Here is an 18,034-nt window from a genome sequence, read left to right as displayed (position 1 = left end):
GCATGTTCAGCGCACCTCGAAGCGGCCACTGCCGGTGCCGACGATCGTCACGCGCCCGGCGGCGGAAAAGAGCGTCACCTCGACAGGCACATCCACGGCTTCGGTACCGAACACGAGACGACTCGCGTGCGTCGCGTCGCCGCTGCCGGAATACGCAATTGCAGCACCCGTCACGCCGCCTTCCCATTGACGCGGGCCGAGAAGATCGTCGCGCAGCGCACGCCAGCCGTCCTCCGTGCGCACATCGAAGCGAAATCCGCCCGTAACGGGCTGCCACGCAACGGGCCTTGCGCGCACCTGGGCCTCGTCGCCCGCCGATTCGAACAGCAGCGCCACGCGCTCGGCCTCCTCACGCAGATCGCTGCGCGGATTGCGCGAGACCGTCAGCGACGCGACCGAAATCAGCAAACCCGCAATGAACAGCACCACCAGCATCTCGAGCAGCGTAAAGCCCGCCGGGCGCCTGAGCCGTATCGAACGCGTGCGCATGGATAGCCCTTATTGCCAGGATCCGACGTCGGCGTTGTTGCCTTCGCCTCCGGGCTTGCCGTCGGCGCCATAGCTGAAGACGTCAACCTCGCTGTGCAGGCCTGGATTGAGATACGCGTACGCATTGCCCCACGGATCGTTCGGCAGGCGTTCGACGTAACCGCCATCTTTCCAGTTGCTGGGCACGGGGTCGGTGGAGGGTTTCGTCACGAGCGCCTGAAGGCCCTGTTCCCCGGTGGGATAGCGGCCATTGTCGAGTCGGTAGAGCTTGAGCGCCTGCATGATCGTGCCGATGTCCTGGCGCGCGGCGACACGTCGTGCGTCGTCGGGCCGGCTCATGATCTTTGGCACGATCAACGCGGCAAGAATGCCCAGAATCGTAATCACGACCATGATTTCGATCAGCGTGAATCCTCGGCTGCGGCGCTTGTGACCTCGCGCCGATGCTGTGCGCAAACGTGCAGTATGTAAAACGTTCATCGAATCGGACTCCTGAAACTACTGGTGTTGACTGTTTCATCGCGGTTATTGCGACTCAATTTACGGCGCTATACTCCAGGTCATGCGAACTATCAATCGACTCATGGCCCCGACATCACGCCGCCTGCTCACACTCGCCGCCTTCGCGGTCCTGTGCGCCACCTCGACTCACTGGGTCGTCACGCTCGCCACAACGCGCGCCCGGCCGGTCGAAGCGGCCGCCGCCGAGGCCCCGGTATCGCTCAACGAAGCCGCCAGGCTGTTCGGCGGCACGCCACAGAAGCGCATCACGCAGAACATCCACCTCTTCGGCATCCTCGCACTTGAGCAAGGCGCCGCAGCCATCGTCAGCACCGACGGCGAACCGGCGAAAGCCGTCTCGCTGGGCGGCGCGCTCGGTCAAGACACCACGCTCGCCGAAGTGCGCCCGCGCTCGATCGTCATCGACCGCCACGGCGCGAACTCGGAAATCTTTCTGCCCGCCAACAGCGCCGGTCCCACCATCTACGTGCGCTGACGCTCCGCGCGCCGCCGGTACCGACAAGGCAACCGACAAGGCAACCGATAACGCAGCAACCGCTACCGCACGAAGTTGTTCAACTCGATGATCGGCAGCATCACAGCCAGCACGATCACGAGCACCACGCCGCCCATCGCCAGAATCAACAGGGGTTCGAGCAGGCTCGTGAGAAACATCGTGCGGCGCTCAAGCTCCCGCGCTTCGCCTTCGGCTGCGCGGTCCAGCATCGTCGTTACGTCGCCGGTCGCCTCGCCCGAACGGATCAGGTGGACGAGCACCGGCGGAAACGTCTTCGTATTGCCCAATGCGCGCGAGAGCGACGTGCCTTCGCGCACGCGCACGATCGCCTCGTCGACGTTGGCGCGCATCGCCTTGTTCGACAGCGTCTCGCCCGCCGCCTGCAAGGCGCGCAGGATCGGCACGCCCGCGGCGCTCAGGATGCCGAGCGTGCTCGCGAAGCGCACCGTGTTGTAGCCGCGCACGAGCTTGCCCGCGAGCGGCGCGCCAAGGAGCCAGCCGTCGAACGCCAGGCGCGCGGCCGGCTGCCGCAGGATTGCGCGCACGATCCACGCAGCAAGCGCCGCAGCGACGAGCACGACCCACCACCACTGCCGCACAAACCCCGAGAGCGCCATCATCACGACGGTGAGCAGCGGCAATGCCTGCTTGGTGCTCGCGAACACGTTGACGACCTGCGGCACCACGTAGCTCAGCAGGAACGTGACGATGGCGAACGCGATGATCGTGACAATCGCCGGGTACGTGAACGCCAGCACGATCTTCTGCTTGAGCGCGTTACGCTGCTCGATGTAATCGGCAAGCCGCGCAAGCACGATGCCGAGCTTGCCGGTATGCTCGCCCGCGGCGACGAGCGCGCGATAGATGTCCGGAAAATCGCGCGGATGTTGCGCGAGCGCGTTCGCAAACGAATGGCCGCCCAACACCTCGGCGCGGATCGCCGCCATCAACTCGCGAATGTAGTCGCGCTCCGCCTGTTCGGTAAGCACCGCGAGCGCCTCGCCCAGCGGCAAACCCGCAACCAGCAGGCTCGCAAGCTGGCGCGTGAGAATCGCCTGCTCCCGCTGCGACAGACGCCGCCCGAGCGCGAGCCGCGCGTCGCGTGCGCCGCGCGTGCGGCTTGCGGCCGGTTCGACGACGAGCGGCGTGAGCCCCTGGCCGCGCAATTGCGTGCGTGCGCCGCGTGCGCTGTCGGCTTCGAGGACGCCCTTTTGCGGCTTGCCCGCCGCGTCGATTGCTTCAAAACGGAATGCTGGCATCGTTGTTGGCGGCCCGGCTTATTTGCAGTCCATCATGCGCCACCCGTGACGCGCAGCACTTCTTCGAGCGAAGTCGTGCCCGCGTCGAGATAGCGCGCGGCGTCCTCGCGCAGCGTGCGCATGCCTTGTGCGCGAGCGGCGGTGAGAATCTCGGCGTCGGCGGCCTGGCGATGGATGAGCGCGCGGATCGGCTCATCGATGGGCAGCAGTTCGTACACGCCGCGCCGCCCCGCGTAGCCCGACTGGCGACAGCGCTCGCACCCCACCGGATGCCAGCGCTGGCCACCCTCCGTTTCGGCGCGCATTTGCCGGCACGCGGGGCAGAGCTGCCGCACGAGCCGCTGCGCCAGCACGCCGAGCAGCGACGAAGCGAGCAGATACGGCTCGACCCCCATGTCGGTGAGACGCGTGACGGCGGAGGCGGCGTCGTTCGTGTGCAGCGTCGCGAGCACGAGGTGGCCGGTCAGCGACGCCTGCACGGCGATCTGCGCGGTTTCCAGATCGCGTATTTCGCCGATCATGATGATGTCCGGATCCTGGCGCAGGATCGAGCGCAGCGCACGCGCGAACGTCATGCCGATGCGCTCGTTCACCTGGGTCTGGCCGATCCCCGCGAGGTCGTACTCGATCGGATCCTCGACGGTCATGATGTTCGTGGTCGCCGTTTCGAGCCGCGACATCGACGCGTAAAGCGTGGTCGTCTTGCCCGAGCCCGTCGGCCCCGTAACGAGCACGATGCCGTGCGGCTTCGCGATCAATTCATCGAACTGCTTCAGTGTGTCCCCTGCCATGCCGAGCGCTTCGAGATTCAGCCGCTGCGCGTCCTTTTCGAGCAGACGCAACACCGCGCGCTCGCCGTGACCGGTCGGCAGCGTCGAAACCCGCACGTCCACGGGCCGACCGCCCACGCGCAGCGTAATGCGGCCGTCCTGCGGCAGACGTTTTTCGGCGATGTCGAGCTGCGCCATGATCTTGATGCGCGAGATCAGCGCGCCATGCAGCGCCTTCTTCGGGCGTACGACGTCGCGCAGCGTGCCGTCGACGCGAAAGCGCACGACGCACGCATGCTCGAACGGCTCGATGTGAATATCGGACGCCTGCTCGCGCGCGGCCTGCGTGAGCAGCGCGTTGATCATGCGGATGATCGGCGCGTCGTCTTCCGACTCCAGCAGATCCTCCACCTCGGGAATGTCCTGCATCAGACGCGACAGATCGACTTCGCCTTCCACCTCGCCGACCACCTGCGCCGCGCTGCCGTCCTGGCGCGCGTAGGCCTGGTTGATCGCATGAGTGAGGTCGTCGGCAGGCAGACGCACGAAGCGAAGCGCGCCGAAATTGCGCGCGACCTCGGCGATTGCGGCACGGGCCGTGCGCTCGCCGATCCACACTTCGAGGCCGTCCGCATGTTGCTGGGCGATGAGGATCTGCCCGCTCTTCGCGAAGCCGTAGGGCACGAGGCGCGCGGCGAGCGGCGACGGCGCCTCGCGGGTGTGCGTGTGCGTGGCCGATTCGCCCGCTTGAAGGGCGTTCACTGTTGCGCTCCGTCGCCGGCATCGGGCTCGCCGGGCTCGCGCGTCGTCTGGCTCAGGTCGAAGAGGTTCTGCGCGGGCTCGGCGCCCAGGCTCGGACCCGGCGGCGCCGGCGGCAAAATCGGCACGTTTTTGTCCCGGATAAGACGGTTGTCGGTCTGATAGCCGTTCTGCAGTCCGCGCATGTAGTCGTAGCGGCTCATCGCAATCGCCCGGCTCGTCGCCTCGTCGCGCACGATCACCGGCCGCAGGAACACCATCAGATTGCTCTTCGAACGCGTCTTGTTCTCCGACCGGAACAACTGGCCGAGCAGCGGAATGTCGCCAAGCAGCGGCACCTTGCTCGCGCCGCCCGCATACTGGTCCTGCATCAGCCCGCCGAGCACGATGATCTCGCCGTCGTCGGCGAGCACCGTCGACTGGATCGAGCGCTTGTTGATCGTCACGCCGCCGGGATGGTTGATCGTCGTTTTGTCGACGGTCGAGGCTTCCTGGTAGATCTGCAGCTTCAGAATGCCGTCCTCGGTGATTTGCGGCCTCACGTGCAGCGTCACGCCCACGTCGATGCGCTCGAACGTGTTGAACGCCGTCACCGAAGTTGCCGTGTTGGCGGTCGGCGTTGCATACGAGCCCGTCACGACCGGCACGTTCTGGCCCACCACGATCTTCGCTTCCTGGTTGTCGAGCGTGATGAGGTTCGGCGTGGAAAGCACGTTCGCGTCGGACGACGTCGAGAGCGCCTGCAGCAGTCCGCCCAGGCCGAACACATTGCCGAAGCGGTGCAGCAGGCCGATGTTCAGCCCGTTTGGCAACAGACCCTGCCCCCCTGCAGCCAGGGCCGCCTCTGGGTTTGCGGCAAAGAGCGCGCCGCGCGCCGTCAGGTCGACGATGCTCGAACTGCCCGAGCCGAAATTCGAGCCGCCGTATACGCCGTTATTCCCGTTGTCGCCCATCAGTGCGCCCTGCCACTGGATGCCGAGATTGGCTCCGGTGTTCGCGGAAAGCTCGACGACCAGCGCCTCGATATAGACCTGCGGACGGCGCACGTCGAGCTGGTCGATAACGCTTCGCAGGTTGCGATAGACGGGTTCCGGCGCGGTGACGATGAGCGAGTTGGTTGCCGCGTCGGCCTGGATCATGCCGCCGCCGCTGTTGTCTTCGCCGCTTCCGGGTAACGAAGCGGCGTGGCCGCCTGACGACGCGCCGCCCGACATCGGATTGCTCGACTTCGCGTTGCTGCCGCCAAACGAACCGGGCAACGGAGGCAGGCCGGACGTGCCGGTCGACGAATCGTTGCCCGCGTTCTCATTGAAGAAATTCGCCGTGCCACCCGACGAACCCGAATCGCCGCCCCTGCCCAACATGCCGCGCAGGGTTCTGGCGAGCTTCACGGCGTCGGCATTGTGCAGCCTCACGACGTGCATGTTGCCGGGCTGAGCCGTGGGCGCATCGAGCTGTTTCACCAGTTTTCTCGCCGTCGCAAGCCGTTGCGGGGTCGAGGCGCGCAAGATCAGCGAATTGGTGCGCGCGTCGGCGCTGAGCGACACTTTCAGCGTCGGATCCGAGCCGCCGATCGCACCCGGTTCGAGCAGCTTCGACAGCTGTGCCGCGATGTCGAGTGCGTTGGCGTTGTGCAACGGCACGATCTCCAGTTGCTGCCCGGCGGCCGTGTCCACGCCCGCGATGATCGACGCGATGCGCCGCACGTTGTCGGCATAGTCCGTGACAACGAGCGTGTTGTTGGCCGGGTATGCCGTGATGGTGTTGTTCGGGGAGATCAACGGGCGAAGGACCGGCAAGAGGCCGTTGGCCGATTCGTTGCGCAGCGTGAATACCTGCGTGATGACCTGATCGCCCTTCGCTATCGGTGTATCGCCGACGTAGGTTGGTACGCCCTGCAACTTGGCATCCGCCTCCGGTACGACCTTCAATACGCCGTGGTCTTGAACCAGCGCGAAACCTTGCATGCGCAGCGCCGCCTGCAACGTTTTGAGCGCCTGGTCGATCGGAACGGAGTTTTCGGACGTCAGGTTGATCTGGCCTTTGACGCGCGGGTCGACCAGGATCGTATTGCCCGTTGCCGCACCGATTGCCTTGGCGACCAGATCGATATCCGCGTTTGCGAAATTGAGATTAACCTGTGCGTTTGCTGTACAGACTGTCAGTACACCTGAGAATATGAGCGACTTGAAAAGGCGCCGAAGCGCGGGTTGGGTATAGCGCATTATTTCTTGGTGTTGACGACTACGTATTTGCAGTCACGTGGATAAATCACCGGAACATGCTCTTCGTTGCCGCCGTTGGCGGCACGATTAGTTTGCCAATTGAGGCATCGCGGCGGACTGGTGTCCGGTACATCCCGGCTGGACGACCGCCGCAATAGTCGCGAAGCGTACCACACGCTCCTATGAGCGTATAGGCGACTATTCTTTATCCTGCGATTCAGGCGGAGATTAGGGCAGGGATTGAGGCAACCAGGCCTGTCGGATTTTTGTGTCGGCGTCCGCGTATCGTTTGGTTTGGTTTGGCGGAAGATTGAAGTTCTCCTGCCCATTCCGGCCTCGGCACATCCGTTGCAAAAACAACCTCTGGCGTAATCTGGATGATCCGATCCATCCGCCGTGCTTCTAACGCGCGTCTTTCCACGACATATCGGCATTTCCAGCGTTGCCTTTACTTTCAGCAAAACCGGCACGGTTGTTGCGCACCTGGAATAAGGCATCGGTGCGCGGCGTTTAGGACTATGTCGACGCCGGCGTTCGCGATGAGGCGCGCGATGCGTCCGCAATGCACCGGCGGTTCGGCATCGTCGGTGGTTGTGCGGTCAATCTCGCCAGACATCCCTTCACGGGACTGTCTGCGCGTTTCCCCAACAGGAGATCACCATGAAGCCGTTTCGGGTTGTTCTTGCATGTCTCGTCTGTCTGGTCATCGCCGCGGTCACCGGATCCGCATCGGCCGCGAGCAGCGATATGAAAAGCGGCAGCGACAGCGCTTCGAGCACGTCAGGCAGTTCTTCCAGCGGCGGTTACTGAACACCGCACGCCATCTTGCGCAGCCCGCCGCCCGGGCTGCGCAACCTGCAACTTCCCTTCGGTTCATGGAGCAATGCCGCAGCCCGCCCCCTGAAAAACCGGATGGTTGACATCGCCTGGCTCGCGACTATAATTGAGCGCTTACTCACTCTATATCGATTCAGGACGCGATGGCCCGCCCCCTCAGCCCGGAAAAACGCAATGCCTTATTGCTTTCGGCGACGCATGCCGTCGCCGAACAGGGCGTACTGGCCACCACGGCGAACATTGCCCGGCGTGCCGGAGTCGCCGAAGGAACGCTGTTCACCTACTTCGAGAACAAAGAACTGCTGTTCCAGGAACTGTATCTGCACCTCAAGCACGAACTGGCCGAAACCGTGATGCCCGACTATCCGCATCAGGCCGACTACCGGCATCGGTTGGAGCATGTCTTTCAGCGTTATGTGGGCTGGGGTCTGACCAATACGGCGGCGCGACTCGCCGTCTCAAGGCTCTCAGCTTCGGTGCAGTTGCTGGATGGAACCCGGGCACAAGGCATGGAGCCGTTCCAGCCGGTGTCGGAGATGATCGAGGATGCCGTGCAAAGCGGCATTCTGGTGAACGCACCGATTACGTTTCTTTATTCGATTATCGAGCACATTGCCGATACCACGATCGACTACGTCGACAGGCAACCTGCCGATGCCGAACGTTACCGACAGTTGGGATTTCACGCTGCATGGCGGGCAATCACGCCATAAAATTTTGTCTGTTAATTGAGTGCGTACGCGCTCACCGTAAAGGAGAAATTATTATGTCCGCTCAGAAATGGTTTATTACTGGCGCGTCCGGCGGTCTCGGGCTTGCGCTTACGCAGAAAGTGCTGGCCGAGGGTCACCATGTGGTCGCAGCCGTGCGCCGCGTCGAAGCGTTGCAGTCGCTGAAGCAAGCCTGGCCGGATCGGCTCGAAGTGGAGTCGCTCGACGTGACCCGCCCCGAGCAGGTGCTGGCCGTCGCGGCACGCCATTCCGATATCGATGTGGTCGTCAACAACGCGGGCGGCGCCGTCATCGGCGCGATGGAGGAATTGAGCGAAGCGGACATCCAGCACCAGATCGCGCTGAATCTGCTCGGACCCATCCATGTCACGCGTGCTTTCCTCGGCGCAATGCGCGCGAGAAAACAAGGCACGTTCATTCATGTCACCAGCATCGGCGGACGTGCGGGCTTTCCGAGCGGCTCGATGTATCACGCTGCAAAATTCGGCCTCGAAGGTTTTGCCGAAGCCGTGAGCCAGGAAATCGCCGGATTCGGCATCAAGACCATCATCGTCGAGCCGGGCTCCATCAAAACGGACTTCGTGGCCAATATTCGCTGGGCCAGGGAAATCGACGCCTACAAAGAAGGTGTCGTCGGCAAACTGCGCCGGCAGATCAAGGAAGTCGGCGATGAATATGCTTCCGGCGATCCCATGAAAATGGCCGGCGTCATTTACACGGTCAGTCAGATGCAGGAGCCGCCGCTGCGTACCGTTCTCGGCGGAGACGCCTACGCGTTGCTCGAAGCGAGCTATACGCGCAGCCTCGCCGAACTGCAGGCCCAAAAGGATCTCGCCAGTTCAGTGATGTTCGCGGGCAAGCAAGGATTCACCGTCCAGTGAGCATGGCGGCGGCGCCACGTGCCGCTGCGTTCAACCGACATCTGAATTTGCGGCCGCAACGAAGTGGCACGTTCCGAAGTAGCACGTTCCGAAGTGGCGCATTCATTACGCGCCCTTCCATTTCGCACGCGTAATCCGCGCGTGCGGAATGTTGCATCCACGAATCCGGTTCAGGACACGCGCAACGACTTATCCGACATGATCCGGATGATGGCCTGATCGGTATGTTTCATCGGCTGCGTCACCAGGCTGCACAGGTTATCGATTGTGTCCTCAACGTCCTCGCACACAATCCCGTCCGCCGAACTCGCGCGAATATTCTGCCCGGCCAGCAAGACGGAACGGAAGGCGCTGTTGACGGACGTCGAAACCTTCATCGCGCAGGTATTGGACGCACCGTCGCAAATGATCCCGCTGATGTCGCCAACCATATTGGACACCGCGCATTCCAGCACGCCGAAATCCTTTGAGAACAGCCAGCTCATTCCCGCCGCAGCGCCCATGGCCGCGGTCGTCACGGCGCACAGTGCCGACAGGCGCGTATAGCGGGCATGAATGGAGATCGCAACCAGATGCGAGAGCGCAAGTGCGCGCGCCAACGTCTCGTCATCGGCTTGAAGATGCTCCGCAACAGTGACGACAGGCATCGTTGCCGTAATGCCCTGATTGCCGGAGCCAAAATTCGTCATCGCAGGCAGCGTCGCGCCGCCCATGCGTGCATCCGACGCACTGGTCGCATCGATCACGATCCTGTTGAGCAGATCGTTCTGCATGAGCCCCTGCGAGATGGCATCCCGCAGTGTTCCGCCTACGTTGAGGCCATAGCGCACCCGTCGCCCTTCAGCAGAGAGCGCACTGTTCATTTTCGCCGCTTCAAGAATGAAAGCGATGTCGTCGAAGTCGACCGACCCGGCGAACTCAAAAGCATCGCGAAGGGTGAACGCCGGAAGTGCATCGTCGGCGCGTCCTGTCGAGCGCGCGGGACGATCGATCCGGACATGATCATCGACCGCCAGGTACGTGACGTTGGTGTGCCCGCCATTCACGATCACCCTGCACTGCCTGTTCTCGCCTTTCAGCGTGAGATCGACGTGGAGAAATTCGTGGGTTGCTTTTTGCTCGATGGTGATCTGGCCGTCGCTCACCATCAGATTGGCCTGAGCGACATGCTGAAGCATGACATTGCGGAAAACTTCCAGCCCCGCATTCGGGTCGCCTGCGATCGAGCCGATGGCTGCCGCAAGCGCCACGCCGCTCGAACCTGTGCCCGGGATGGTGACCCCCATCGCGTTCTTGTACAGATTCTCGGACACCGTGCCCGTAATCCCCACGACAGGTTCACCCAGGTGCTGCGCGGCGACCGCTGCTGCAAATGCAATTGCGACCGGCTCCGTGCATCCCAGCGCCGGCGACACCTCTCGTTTCAACCACTGAATCAGTACTTGTGCGTCCATGATCGTGCTTCTGCTTCTTCTATTCCCTGGGCGCAAAATTATATGTTCTTCACCGAGGATATTTATTCTAAATTCCTCCTCGCGCAGCCGGAATAATAGAAATTATTTCTGCCCGTTTACCCCCATACTTCCGGCGCTGTCCCGATACTGCGCGTACGGGCGCCGTCATTCAGCCGTCACGGCCCCAAGTAGTATCGGTAGTATCATTGCGCACCTAAACCAATATAAGGGACTCACGAAGTGTACAAGTTGCCTCTTACCAGCCTGGCCGCCGCCACCGCGCTTTCTTTCGCACTGTGCAATACCGCATCGGCCGACACGATCGTCAAGATCGGTCACGTCGCACCGCTCACGGGTGGCTCGGCCCACCAAGGCAAGGACAACGAAAACGGCGCTCGCCTCGCAATCGAGGAGATCAACAAGAAGGGCCTCGTGATCGGCGGCCAGAAAGTCACGCTCCAGCTCGACCCGCAAGACGACGCAGGCGATCCGCGTCAGGCGACGCAGGTTGCGCAGAAGCTGGTGGACGACAAGGTCGTTGCCATCGTAGGCCACGAAACGTCGGGCACGTCGATTCCCGCTTCGCAGATCTACAGCGATGCCGGTATCGTCCAGATCTCGCCGTCGGCGACGAATCCGAAGTACACGCAACAAGGCTTCAAGACGACGTACCGCGTTGTCGCAACCGACGCGCAGCAAGGTCCGGCGCTGGCGAATTACGCCGCGAAGGCGATGGGCGTGAAGAAGGTCGCGATCGTCGACGACTCGACCGCCTACGGTCAAGGCCTTGCGCAGCAGTTCGAAGTGGCCGCGAAAGCCGCGGGCCTGACCGTCCTGTCGCATGACGCGACGAACGACAAGGCCGTCGATTTCCGCGCCATTCTGACGAAGATCAAGGGCGAAAACCCCGACGCAATCATGATCGGCTCGATGGACGCCACGGGCGGCCCGTTCGCCAAGCAGGCGAAGCAGCTCGGTCTGCGCGCGAAGATTCTCTCGGGCGACGGCGTGTGCACGGCAAACATCGCCGATCTGGCCGGCGCGGCCGCCGACAACATCATCTGCTCGGTTGCCGGCATCGGCCTCGACCAGATGGCTGGCGGCGCAACGTTCGCGTCGAAGTACAAGCAGCGCTACGGCCAGGACGTCGTGCTGTATTCGCCGTACACGTACGATGCCGTCTATATCATCGCCGACGCAATGAAGCGCGCGAACTCGGTCGAACCGGCGAAGATCCTCGCCGCCATGCCGACGACCGACTACAAGGGCGTGATTGGCGAGACGACGTTCGATGCCAAGGGCGACCTGAAGAAGGGCATCATCTCGATCTACGGCTATAAGGATGGCAAGCGCCAGTTCATCAACAAGGTTTCGATGTAAATCGAATCCCGGTTCAGCTGGCTAAATCAGGCCGCAAAATCAAGCCGCATGCGCTTTCGCGCATGCGGCTTTGGATGGGTCAGCATGCACGCGTCTTTCTGCGCGTTGCTCGCCGCAGGTTGTTCATGCTCATCGGCTCAACACAGCAATCAGTTTCTCGCGAGCGGCATGATATTGCGCGCCCGCAATACCGTGATTCATCGCAGCCCCCAGAAGCGAGGTCTGCAATTCAGGATCAATCATTCTGAACGGCAAAACCGGTGTGTGCCCATCGGAAAATTCGAGTACGCGGGACTGAGCCGATCCGAACAGCAACTGCACGTGAGACTCCCAGATCAGCAGCTTCGCAAGCTTCGCGAGGTACCCCCTGGGATACATCCGGTCGGGTATCTGGTAAGCCGCGCCATGCAGCCGTATCCAGTCGGTAAAACGGGCAGCCGGCATCGGCCGCGCAACGGCGTAACCCTGAACCGCATCGGCACCGAGCAACGCGACCGCATCGATCAGATCAACGCTCTCGACACCTTCCACGACAACGGACTTGCCGAGCGCATGACACAGATTGGTCAACTGGTAGATTGAACTCAGCACATCGATGGGGGTGCGTTCGACACCCTGAATCAGACTGCGATCGAGTTTGATGACATCGAACGGCAATGCGCGCAGACGATCCAGGCTGCTGTGCCCGGCACCCAGGTCGTCCTCGGCAAGCTTGATGCCGAGCGATCTGAATTTTTCCAGACCGTAGCGTTCGCAATCGGTCGTGCCCGTGCCGGAAGTTTCCAGCACTTCGAGCATCAGCCGCTGCGGCCGGCTGCCGTATCGGCGCAATGCCTCACGGGTAATGTCGTAATAGCGCGGATCGTACAGCGCCTCGGCCGGCAGGTTGGCCGAAACCAGGATGTCGAGCCCTTCGCGCAGCCAGCGATTCTGCTGACTCAATACCTGATGCAGCCCCTGCGTATAGACCACGACGAAGTCTTCACGCGACACGCACGGAAAGAACTTGCCGGGCGACAGCGTATCGTCGCCGTCACGCAGGCGGACCAGCGCTTCGGCACGATCCACGCGCCCCGAACGCAGATCCCGGATCGGTTGATAGTGCATTTCGAGCGCGGATGTCCCGATGAGACCGGCCCAGCGCTGCCGCGTCGACCACGGCAGTGCGTGGGAGGTTCGCGAGCCGCTCTCGACGCGCGCAATGGCAAACGTCATCACCGCCTGCAACTGGCGGATAAACGAGGCCTGCTCAGCCGACGAATAGCCCCCGGGCAACTCGCTGTACAACGACAGCACCGTGCTCGGCGTGCGATCGGGCGGGCACAGCGGAATCGCCACGCTGGAGCGAATGCCGTGTCGCCGCGCGATTTCGCGCCACAGCCCCATCCTCTGATCGGTTTCGAAATTGATGCAGCGCTCGACCTGTCCGCCGAGCCACGCTCGCCCGGTCGGCCCCTGGCCCTGCGGCCCGGCCCCTTTCATGACCACGGTGGAATCCGTGGCCTCGATGTCGGCGAAATACGCCTTCAGCCGGTCGCCGGAAACGGATTCGAAACGGAAAATGCCCTCGATGCCCGGACGGCCAAACGAACAGCCGACGCTGCCATCGAGCGCACCGAGGATGGTCGCGGCCTTGTCGATCAGATCGGTGTGGCTGGTGGCGCTCCACGCCAGTTCGGTCGTGCGCAGCAACACCTCGCGCGAGTTGTCCCACACCAGCCGCGACGCTTCTATCTTCCAGGTCAGACAGCGGCTCAGCCGCCGGGACAGTACGGCCAGCGCGACGTGATGCGTGTTTGCATCGACACGGCGGCTCACCACGGCTTGCAGCAGTTCCTGGCTGTGCGCGAGATCCCGGGCATTCATGCCGAAGAGCGTATGGATACGTCCCGCCCGCATGCTGCTGGCGCGATGCTTGCCGGCGGTCAAGCCGGCAGATGCCGACAGCATCAGGTGCCCCGTTTGACGCCGTTTCAGATGAACCAGCTCCGTTTGCGCAAGACTCCGAATCAGCTTGCCCACGCCCTTCAAGTCACTGAGCTGCGCGTAGAACTCGTCGATAAGGCTCTCGGCGTCAGGTTGAAGAACCTCCGTGAGCGCCGCCATCGCGGGCGCCAGATCTTCGCCATACAGATACGCAATCTCATCCAGTTCGATCGCGCCCGGCATCTCCCGGCTATCGTGGATGCCCGTCGCGCCGGACTGGCCTTGCGGATCGTCCTCCGACCGGAGCCGCGGCCCGACCACCCTGTTTCGCCCCGTACGTTTGGCTTCATACAGGCAGCGGTCCGCCCGTTCGATCAGGTCCTCGAATGAATCTTCGGCATGTTCGTCCGAATTCGATACGCCGATGCTGACGGTCAGCATGGTCTTCACGCCGGGGGCTTTCGCGTGCAGCTCCTCCTCGATCGTCAGCCGGATCGACTCCGCAACCGCGATCGATTCGCGTGGATCGGCGTCCTGAAGCACCACGCAAAACTCCTCTCCACCGTAGCGGCCCGCAATATCTCCGGGATGCGGCACGCCACCCGCAATGCAGTTGGCGATCAGGCGCAGCGCCTTGTCGCCGGCCAGATGTCCGTGGGTATCGTTGTAGCGCTTGAAGTGATCGACATCGATCATCAGCACACCCACGCTCGCACCCGCCCGGCGCGTCTGCGCGAGGATGCGCCCGGCCTCCCGTTCGAGCATGCCGCGATTCGGCAATCCGGTCAGTGCGTCGAAATACGCGAGCCGCTGCAGGCTGCTGCGTGTGTCCTCAAGCTCGAAGGCCAGCGAGCACAGCCGAAGGCACGCCTCGACGAGCTTCACGTGAGCGTCGCCCGGCTCGCCTGGCTGCCTGAAATAGAACGCGAGACTGCCCAGTACCCGGCCGCTTTGATCTTTGACCGGATGCGACCAGCACGCGCGCAGACCCAGCGGCTCGACCAGATGCGCGAGCATGCGCCAGTTCGGGTCCTCGCGAATATCGCGCGTGAGCACTGCCTCGCCCGACGTCATGGCGGGGCCGCAGGTTCCGGTTTCGGGTCCGGCCAGCATGCCGTCGAGCGCCGCGTCGTAGCTGGGCGGCAGACTCGGGGACGGGATCGGGCGCATGCGTCTGTCGCTATCGAGCCTGACCGCCGCTACGACGACATCGGGCGCAATACGCTGAACTTCGCTGCACAGCACGTACATCGTTTCGCCCAAAGGCGGATTGCCCGTCATGGCGGACAACATGACGTCCTGCAACGCCAGCAGGTTCAATTCCATTTCACCTCAAGCCCCTGCCTGTTGCCGGACGAACTTTCCCCGTGTCCACGGGGAATCGGTAACGATATCGACGCACGGATACGCCATGCGCCGGTTCGTGCCAAAGTTTTATTGACCTGCTGTCCTTCGGTCATGATCATTCGCCTCCAGAGCGTCCGGGCGCACGCGGCCCTTTTTGATGCGCAGCCGGATGCCGTCCGGCGCGCATGACAGTTGAATCGATCTGTCCATGCCAATTTTTGCCTGCCCCGCCAGCCAGCCTGGGGCGATACCCTGGGGTGATATCCCGGTGTGAGACTTCTTTCCCGTCAATGGCGCTTCGCCGTTCTCCTCTGAATTGTCATTTCGGCAAATGCATGCACGCACACGCTGGTTGCGTATGCACGTAGTTATACAGGGAAACGCTTCACCCGTTCGGTTAACGAAGCCTCTCCGTGAAGTGTTCGGAGAAAATAGAGCGTGTTTTGCGTTACGTCACGAAATGATCTGCAAACCAGATAAAACGTTGACAATTCCAATGCGCAGCCATTGCATTTTTTGGGCAGAATCTGGCAGCGCTATTGTTTTCATAACTAATAGATATCCTGATTAATTATCAGGACGTGGATCGCCAAACGCCACCGTTTGGCGATCCCCCTCGTAGCGACGATTCCGTCGCTACGAGGAAGAAGCGTTGCAGTCTCATGCATCGAACGGCGGGCGACGAAGTGTGCGGCGAAGTGTACGACGAAGCGGGCGCCAACCATCGAGCCCGCCGTCGCGTGAGCGCCGCACGTGTGCGCCCATCGGGGCGCACATGGTTATCGCATGCGGCCGTTCGCCATATAGTGCTGATGCCAGGACAGCGCCTCGCCGAGCAGATGCGGCGTATGCTTGCCGGCGCTGTCGCGGCTGGCGCGCTCGAAGTAGTCTTCGAGAAGCGGACGATAGTCGGGATGCGCGCATTGGGAGATGACCGCCTTGGCGCGCTGCTTGGGCGAGAGCCCGCGCAGGTCGGCAAGGCCCTGCTCGGTCACGATCACCGTCACGTCATGTTCCGTGTGGTCCACGTGGCTTGCCATCGGCACGATGCACGAAATCGCGCCGTTTTTCGCGGTACTCGGCGTCACGAAGCACGACATGAAGCCATTGCGCGCAAAATCGCCCGACCCGCCAATACCGTTGATGATCGCCGTGCCCGCGACGTGCGTGGAATTGACGTTGCCGTAGATATCCGCCTCCACCATGCCGTTGATGGCGATGCAACCCAGACGCCGCACCAGTTCGGCGTGGTTCGACATTTCCTGCGGACGCAGGACGATACGGCTGCGATAGTGGTCGATATTGCGCTGGAATTCTTCGACGCCCTCGGGGCTCAACGAGAGTGCAGTGGCCGACGCGACGCGCATCGTGTCCGTGCGGATCAGGTCCAGCATGCCGTCCTGAATCACTTCGGTGAATGCGGTGAGGCCTTCAAAACCGCCGTCGCGCAGGCCGGTGAGCACTGCGTTGGCGATATTGCCCACGCCCGACTGCAGCGGCAGCAGCTCCGGCCGCAGTCGTCCGCGCGAAATCTCGTGCCGGAAAAATTCGACGAGATGTCCGGCAATGCGCGCGCTGGTATCGTCGGCCGGGGCGAAGCGGCCGAGACGGTCCAGCGCGTGAGTCTCGACGACCGCCACCACCTTCGCGGGATCGACGCGCAGATACGGCTCGCCGATGCGGTCGCCGGGCGTGACGAGCGGAATCGGCTTGCGGTCGGGCGGCAGCGCCGTGCCGTAATAAATGTCGTGCATGCCGTCGAGTCCAGCCGGCTGATTCGAGTTCACCTCGATGATCACCTTCTTCGCCAGATCGAGCCACGTCTTGTTGTTGCCCACCGAGGTTGAAGGAATCATACGGCCATCGGGCAGGATGCCGGCAACCTCGACCACCGCCAGGTCGATTTCGCCGAGAAAGCCGAACCACGCATACTGCGCCACCTGACCGAGGTGGATGTCCATGTACTCGATTTCGCCGCGATTGATGCGGGCGCGCAGTTCCGGATCGCTCTGATACGGCAGACGAAAATCGATTCCACCGACTTTGGCGAGCGCCCCATCAAGTTCCGGCGCAGTCGATGCGCCTGTAAGCACGCGAATTGCAAAGCGCTCTCCCCGCGCGTGAGCCTCCTCGATCACCCGAGCGAGTTCGAGCGGTACGGCCTTCGGATAGCCTGCGCCGGTAAACCCGCTCATACCCACCGTCATGCCCGGTTGAATCAGCGCAGCGGCCTCGCTGGCTGGCATCACCTTCGATATGAACGAGTTATTCTGAATTCGCGATTCCATTTCCACTCCTTGCCGTTCCATGGCTTCTGCCACATTTCTAAACGTCAGGGGCCGGGTGACACCTCGCTGTGCCGCCCGCCCTTTCCATCACTTTACGCGTCTCCTGCCCAGATTCCGGGATTCCCTGACTTCGGCACCGGGCAATCTGGCGCTCCGCCGCGCCGACGCGAGCGCCCTACATCTTACGGACTGTTTTCGCTGGCAGTTTGATTTCAGTTAACTTGCCGAATTCAATTCAGGGAACAATGCCTTCCACGCAACTTTATGCTTGCGCATTCCACTGGCTATCCGTCTCAGGCGTGCGCGCCGCGTGTCACGCCGCTCCCCAGCAGCCACGAGAAGACCCTTGAAAGCCACAAGAAAGCCGCCGGACGCGGTATAACAAGAGCACCCGATGGCAACCGATCCGAAAACAGCGATGAAAAACGAATGGCGATCGCTAATCGCGCCCGCAGTGTTTATTGCGGCAATCGCCGCGGCGGCGGTTCTCGCCTGGCGCGCCACCCAGGCAGGTTCAGAGCATGTCCACTGGCCGATCTGGCAGGCCACATGGCGGGCGATCAAGTCTCACGTGGGTCACCAGTAGGTGAACGCCTGGCACGCACGCGCAGCCTCCCGTCATGACGACGGCTGCGTGGCGACACCTGCAGCAGCGCGGTCGGTTCGGTCT

Annotated in this window: 14 protein-coding genes and 1 pseudogene; 6 read left to right on the top strand and 9 right to left on the bottom strand. The window is 62.5% G+C overall.

Going from position 1 to position 18,034, the window contains the following annotated elements:
• Positions 1–6 precede the first annotated feature (6 nt).
• Complete coding sequence (locus tag EPN59_RS15275; protein ID WP_293038961.1) at positions 7–489, bottom strand: GspH/FimT family pseudopilin; 483 nt, start codon at positions 487–489, stop codon at positions 7–9.
• A 9-nt stretch (positions 490–498) separates the two neighbouring features.
• Positions 499–969, bottom strand: a complete 471-nt coding sequence (gspG, locus tag EPN59_RS15270) for a type II secretion system major pseudopilin GspG (RefSeq protein ID WP_293038964.1) — start codon at positions 967–969, stop codon at positions 499–501.
• 103 nt (positions 970–1,072) lie between these two features.
• Between gspG and EPN59_RS15265 the strand changes: the two genes are divergently transcribed.
• On the top strand, positions 1,073–1,486 hold the full coding sequence (locus EPN59_RS15265) for a general secretion pathway protein GspC (protein ID WP_293038967.1): 414 nt from the start codon (positions 1,073–1,075) through the stop codon (positions 1,484–1,486).
• 62 nt (positions 1,487–1,548) lie between these two features.
• Here EPN59_RS15265 and gspF read toward each other — a convergent pair whose 3' ends face one another.
• The 3 genes from gspF to gspD are packed head-to-tail and all read right to left on the bottom strand — an operon-like array spanning position 1,549 to position 6,520.
• Positions 1,549–2,766 carry a type II secretion system inner membrane protein GspF gene (gspF, locus tag EPN59_RS15260; RefSeq protein ID WP_293038970.1) on the bottom strand — a complete coding sequence of 406 codons (1,218 nt, stop codon included), beginning with the start codon at positions 2,764–2,766 and terminating at the stop codon, positions 1,549–1,551.
• A gap of 32 nt (positions 2,767–2,798) precedes the next feature.
• Positions 2,799–4,298, bottom strand: coding sequence for a type II secretion system ATPase GspE (gene gspE / locus EPN59_RS15255; protein WP_293038973.1), 1,500 nt, complete (start codon positions 4,296–4,298; stop codon positions 2,799–2,801).
• On the bottom strand, positions 4,295–6,520 hold the full coding sequence (gspD, locus tag EPN59_RS15250) for a type II secretion system secretin GspD (RefSeq protein ID WP_293038976.1): 2,226 nt from the start codon (positions 6,518–6,520) through the stop codon (positions 4,295–4,297). The genes gspE and gspD overlap by 4 nt, the downstream gene beginning before the upstream one ends.
• 660 nt (positions 6,521–7,180) lie before the next feature.
• Between gspD and EPN59_RS15245 the strand changes: the two genes are divergently transcribed.
• The 3 genes from EPN59_RS15245 (at position 7,181) to EPN59_RS15235 (ending at position 8,969) form a co-directional block, all read left to right on the top strand.
• Positions 7,181–7,330 (top strand): hypothetical protein, encoded by a 150-nt coding sequence (locus EPN59_RS15245; RefSeq protein ID WP_293038979.1) that lies wholly within the window; start codon positions 7,181–7,183, stop codon positions 7,328–7,330.
• 170 nt (positions 7,331–7,500) lie between these two features.
• Positions 7,501–8,070 carry a TetR/AcrR family transcriptional regulator gene (locus tag EPN59_RS15240; protein WP_293046329.1) on the top strand — a complete coding sequence of 190 codons (570 nt, stop codon included), beginning with the start codon at positions 7,501–7,503 and terminating at the stop codon, positions 8,068–8,070.
• The gene (locus EPN59_RS15235; protein WP_293038985.1) at positions 8,049–8,969 is read left to right on the top strand and encodes an SDR family NAD(P)-dependent oxidoreductase; all 921 of its coding nucleotides are present in this window, start codon (positions 8,049–8,051) and stop codon (positions 8,967–8,969) included. Before EPN59_RS15240 ends, EPN59_RS15235 begins: the two co-directional genes overlap by 22 nt.
• A 170-nt stretch (positions 8,970–9,139) precedes the next feature.
• Here the strand turns inward: EPN59_RS15235 and EPN59_RS15230 are convergent, their stop codons facing one another.
• Positions 9,140–10,423 carry an L-serine ammonia-lyase, iron-sulfur-dependent, subunit alpha gene (locus EPN59_RS15230; RefSeq protein WP_293038988.1) on the bottom strand — a complete coding sequence of 428 codons (1,284 nt, stop codon included), beginning with the start codon at positions 10,421–10,423 and terminating at the stop codon, positions 9,140–9,142.
• Between the two features lie 249 nt (positions 10,424–10,672).
• On the opposite strand from EPN59_RS15230, the gene EPN59_RS15225 reads away from it, so the two are divergent.
• Positions 10,673–11,803 carry a branched-chain amino acid ABC transporter substrate-binding protein gene (locus EPN59_RS15225; RefSeq protein ID WP_293038991.1) on the top strand — a complete coding sequence of 377 codons (1,131 nt, stop codon included), beginning with the start codon at positions 10,673–10,675 and terminating at the stop codon, positions 11,801–11,803.
• Between the two features lie 129 nt (positions 11,804–11,932).
• Here EPN59_RS15225 and EPN59_RS15220 read toward each other — a convergent pair whose 3' ends face one another.
• The 3 genes and pseudogenes from EPN59_RS15220 to EPN59_RS15210 all read right to left on the bottom strand — a co-directional run bounded on the left by EPN59_RS15220 (position 11,933) and on the right by EPN59_RS15210 (position 17,364).
• A complete protein-coding gene (locus EPN59_RS15220; protein ID WP_293046326.1) occupies positions 11,933–14,614 on the bottom strand; it encodes a diguanylate cyclase in 2,682 nt (893 codons plus the stop codon).
• A gap of 12 nt (positions 14,615–14,626) precedes the next feature.
• A pseudogene (locus EPN59_RS19735) lies at positions 14,627–14,980 on the bottom strand (GAF domain-containing protein); the annotation flags it as partial.
• An 875-nt stretch (positions 14,981–15,855) separates the two neighbouring features.
• On the bottom strand, positions 15,856–17,364 hold the full coding sequence (locus EPN59_RS15210) for an acetyl-CoA hydrolase/transferase family protein (protein ID WP_293038997.1): 1,509 nt from the start codon (positions 17,362–17,364) through the stop codon (positions 15,856–15,858).
• Between the two features lie 394 nt (positions 17,365–17,758).
• Between EPN59_RS15210 and EPN59_RS15205 the strand changes: the two genes are divergently transcribed.
• Complete coding sequence (locus EPN59_RS15205; protein ID WP_293039000.1) at positions 17,759–17,950, top strand: hypothetical protein; 192 nt, start codon at positions 17,759–17,761, stop codon at positions 17,948–17,950.
• Positions 17,951–18,034: the final 84 nt, after the last annotated feature.

Origin of the sequence: Paraburkholderia sp. (assembly GCF_004298475.1) — a bacterium.
In the GTDB taxonomy this organism is placed as follows: Bacteria; Pseudomonadota; Gammaproteobacteria; order Burkholderiales; family Burkholderiaceae; genus Paraburkholderia; species Paraburkholderia denitrificans.
This window is presented reverse-complemented; position numbering and strand designations above follow the sequence as displayed.

Bases quoted from the DNA above. Each gene is read 5' to 3' on its own strand.
- EPN59_RS15275 (WP_293038961.1), bottom strand. From the start codon at position 489: ATGCGCACGCGTTCGATACGGCTCAGGCGCCCGGCGGGCTTTACGCTG.
- EPN59_RS15265 (WP_293038967.1), top strand. From the start codon at position 1,073: ATGGCCCCGACATCACGCCGCCTGCTCACACTCGCCGCCTTCGCGGTC.
- EPN59_RS15245 (WP_293038979.1), top strand. From the start codon at position 7,181: ATGAAGCCGTTTCGGGTTGTTCTTGCATGTCTCGTCTGTCTGGTCATC.
- EPN59_RS15205 (WP_293039000.1), top strand. From the start codon at position 17,759: ATGGCAACCGATCCGAAAACAGCGATGAAAAACGAATGGCGATCGCTA.
- EPN59_RS15210 (WP_293038997.1), bottom strand. From the start codon at position 17,364: ATGGAATCGCGAATTCAGAATAACTCGTTCATATCGAAGGTGATGCCA.
- gspF (WP_293038970.1), bottom strand. From the start codon at position 2,766: ATGCCAGCATTCCGTTTTGAAGCAATCGACGCGGCGGGCAAGCCGCAA.
- EPN59_RS15230 (WP_293038988.1), bottom strand. From the start codon at position 10,423: ATGGACGCACAAGTACTGATTCAGTGGTTGAAACGAGAGGTGTCGCCG.
- gspD (WP_293038976.1), bottom strand. From the start codon at position 6,520: ATGCGCTATACCCAACCCGCGCTTCGGCGCCTTTTCAAGTCGCTCATA.
- EPN59_RS15235 (WP_293038985.1), top strand. From the start codon at position 8,049: ATGGCGGGCAATCACGCCATAAAATTTTGTCTGTTAATTGAGTGCGTA.
- gspG (WP_293038964.1), bottom strand. From the start codon at position 969: ATGAACGTTTTACATACTGCACGTTTGCGCACAGCATCGGCGCGAGGT.
- EPN59_RS15240 (WP_293046329.1), top strand. From the start codon at position 7,501: ATGGCCCGCCCCCTCAGCCCGGAAAAACGCAATGCCTTATTGCTTTCG.